Consider the following 3,123-nt stretch of genomic DNA (forward strand, 5'->3'; position numbering starts at 1 on the left):
ATAGCGTTCAATTATCTGAAACAGGTCCATACGTCATTCAGAGCATAATTGGGCTTGGTGATGTAGATGCTGACATTCAAATGCAAGCAGCCCCTTACCAGCAGGGAAGAACATACATCGATAGTAAACTGATCCCTCGTTTTATCAATATTGAGGTCTTAATAAAAGGTACCGATGATGAAGACATTTCAACGAAAAGAGAACACCTTGGGAAGGTTTGTAACCCGGTCTCAGGACAACTGAGAATCCAATACGAATATGGAGGGAGAATCAAAGAGACATATGGTGCCGCGGATCATGTGCCAAGGTATTTAAGTGGCGAGGGTCGGTCACGTACTCATCAAATTGCTGTTATTGATTTGACATGCCCAAACCCATTTTGGCGCACGCTTCAACAGACGCAAGAACCTACTTTTGAGCCGAGGTTCCGATTCCCGATCAGTGGACCTTTTATCTTTGGTATTCAGCGTGACCGAAGACAGATGATTAATGACGGTGACAGCCCTGCGCCGATCTTTGTCGAGTTTCATGGACCGGCGCTTAATCCTATGATTATTAATAATACAACTGGTGAGTTTATCAAGATCAATCAGGAGTTGCTTGAGGGCGAGATCATGGAGATCGACACAGAGGCAGGCACAGTGTTTTTTGTGGAGCCTGATGGGACCCGGCGCAATGTATTTAACTGGATTGATGATGCTGCAACATTCTTTGAGCTTGTAATCGGGGAGAATGACATCGAATACACCGCAGATTCAGACATTCAGGGTGCAATCGTCAATATCACATACAGCAAGCTATACAACGCAATATAAAGGAGTGAAAACATGCCAGAGTTCAGTTACTTTTTTAACGCAAATGAAGTGTCACCGGGCGTATATGACCGGGTGTATTTAGCGAGTGATTTTGCTGATTATTTTGGGGACGTGCTGTCCTCAGGATTGTTGCATGTGGACGGTCAACCCTCATTAAAAGCCGTCGTACAAAACGGGACACTGGAAACCATTATCGAGCCGGGTCGGGCGATCATAAAGGGTTATCGTTATAAAAACACGACCGATAAAGTGTTAACTCATAATATCGCTGATCCCACGCTTGATCGCATTGATCGTTTTGTAGTTAGGCATGATCTCAGAAACAGTGAGCGAGAAACTGTCACGGTAATTAAAGAGGGGGAATATGCTGAAAATCCCGTACCCCCTGCACTCCAACGTGATAATTTTATTTATGAGATTAGTCTTGGTCAGGTAAGGGTCAGAGCAAATACTTCATCATTAGAGGCTACTGATTTTATCGATGAGAGACTAGATGAGGATTTGTGTGGACTAGTGTACTCATTGATCAGTATCCCCACAGATCAACTGCAGGCATGGATTACAGCTCGTCAAGCAGAACTGCAAGTTGAATCTGACCAATTTTCTACTGATCTTGCAGATGCGACGGCTCAACTACAGCAGGATCTCCTGGACTTCGCACAGATCTTTAATGATTGGTTCGAGGAACAGCAGGGAGAAGGTTTCTTGCTAGCATCTGAAAAAGGTCAGGTTAATGGAGTAGGCACACTCAATGGTGCTGGAAAGCAGCCGACGGCCGAGGTAAACACAGAAGTGGCTGATTTCCTTACGACGCATCCGGCGGAAGATGCAGTTGATGCTCATAATGCTACAAATATCAGTTTAATTGATTCCGGCAATCTATTCACCGCAACCGATGTGGAAGGAGCAATGAGTGAGCTTTTTATAAATGTCAGTGACGGCAAAGACCTGATCGGTGGGGCGATCACTGACGTTGACCCGAGTGTTGTAATACCCACCGATCCCAGTTTTCAAGATTTAGCAACAGGAATCGGGCAAATAAGTACAGGGGTAAAAAAAGCAACAGGTACGCTTAATGCTGCTTTAGGGGTGAAGAGTATTATGAATACATTAGACTTTACTCCGTCTACTGTAATTTTAGATAGAACACCTTCTAATACTCATTTTTATTTTTTAACCCTGCACAATATCGTATTCCGACATAACGGAGGAACAAGAAGTTCCTCTTCTTTTGGATATTGGGGCTCATCCGTTAATAATAATATGAATGGTATTTTACTGCCCTACAATAACGGTACTACTTTTTTTGATCCTGCAGTAGTCGCTCAAATCGTGCCAAATGGTTTTGAAATCACAGTAAATAGCTCAATATTAGTTGGTGATGTTGAGTGGACTGCTTATGAATAGGGGGGTATGTTATGAATTCATTAATTATTTATGATAATGAAGGAACATTAATATCTGTAAAAAACCAAACTCCAGCACCGCCGGAACCTGTAGGAGTTCCATTTTTGTGGGTGGATGTTCCGAATGGAAAATACGTTGAACATGTAAATGTTTCTGGAGAAATTCACACTCCGGTTTTTGTGGACTATCCAAAATCAGAAATTGATGTTTTAAAAGAGCAACAAGCTGATCTATGGCAAATAGTCTTAATGGGAGGTTTTTGATATGGCTGAAATTTCAAGTATCGACCAAGCGAAGATCAGAGGTTACAAATTTCTGATTGAAATGAAGCGAATTACCATTGATGATGTCCCTGAACCATACAAAAGTTGGATTGTAGAGGATCATTAAACACTCGGAATCTTATGCGTCGTAAGCAACACCTTAAGATAGGTGTATTTTTTATGTCTTAGAAGGTCATTCCTCTCTATTTGTTGAACCATTACAACAGGGAGGAATAATATCTATGACAAATATCAAAGCTGAAAATTTACTATTATTTTTATCTGAATACCAGCATGCGAAACAAAAAGCTTTTAATAGCGTACTGGTTGAACTTTTAATCGAACACGGACTTGTGAAAGATAAAGATGCACTTAATGAAAAAATAAATGCTGTAATGGACGAAAGAATGGATGACATTTTAAAAGAAATTGAAAAACTTATAGATTTGAAAAACAAAAAGGAATTATAAGGGCATCTTAATTGAGGTGCTCTTTTTATTTGCGAAGGTGGTGAAAAGGTGAAATCTTTAAGGGTCATAAGAGATTTTGAACAGCTGGGGGAAATTAAACAATATAACTCAATATTGCTGGCTCACAGATATCATACGGTTGGAGAGGTTGATCTCAATATCAATTTT

Annotated in this window: 5 protein-coding genes; all 5 read left to right on the forward strand. The window is 40.7% G+C overall.

Annotated elements, in window-relative coordinates:
- Positions 1-815 (forward strand): phage distal tail protein (locus H7968_RS17915; protein ID WP_227397375.1); only part of this gene is annotated, 815 nt, incomplete at its 5' end.
- Between the two features lie 12 nt (positions 816-827).
- Complete coding sequence (locus tag H7968_RS17920; protein WP_227397376.1) at positions 828-2,222, forward strand: hypothetical protein; 1,395 nt, start codon at positions 828-830, stop codon at positions 2,220-2,222.
- A gap of 11 nt (positions 2,223-2,233) precedes the next feature.
- Positions 2,234-2,485 (forward strand): hypothetical protein, encoded by a 252-nt coding sequence (locus H7968_RS17925; RefSeq protein ID WP_227397377.1) that lies wholly within the window; start codon positions 2,234-2,236, stop codon positions 2,483-2,485.
- A gap of 1 nt (position 2,486) precedes the next feature.
- Complete coding sequence (locus H7968_RS18080) at positions 2,487-2,612, forward strand: hypothetical protein (RefSeq protein ID WP_264476797.1); 126 nt, start codon at positions 2,487-2,489, stop codon at positions 2,610-2,612.
- Positions 2,613-2,727: 115 nt separating this feature from the next.
- A complete protein-coding gene (locus tag H7968_RS17930) occupies positions 2,728-2,955 on the forward strand; it encodes a hypothetical protein (protein WP_227397378.1) in 228 nt (75 codons plus the stop codon).
- Positions 2,956-3,123: the final 168 nt, after the last annotated feature.

The organism is Jeotgalibacillus aurantiacus (genome assembly GCF_020595125.1).
GTDB classification, from domain to species: domain Bacteria; phylum Bacillota; class Bacilli; order Bacillales; family Jeotgalibacillaceae; genus Jeotgalibacillus; species Jeotgalibacillus aurantiacus.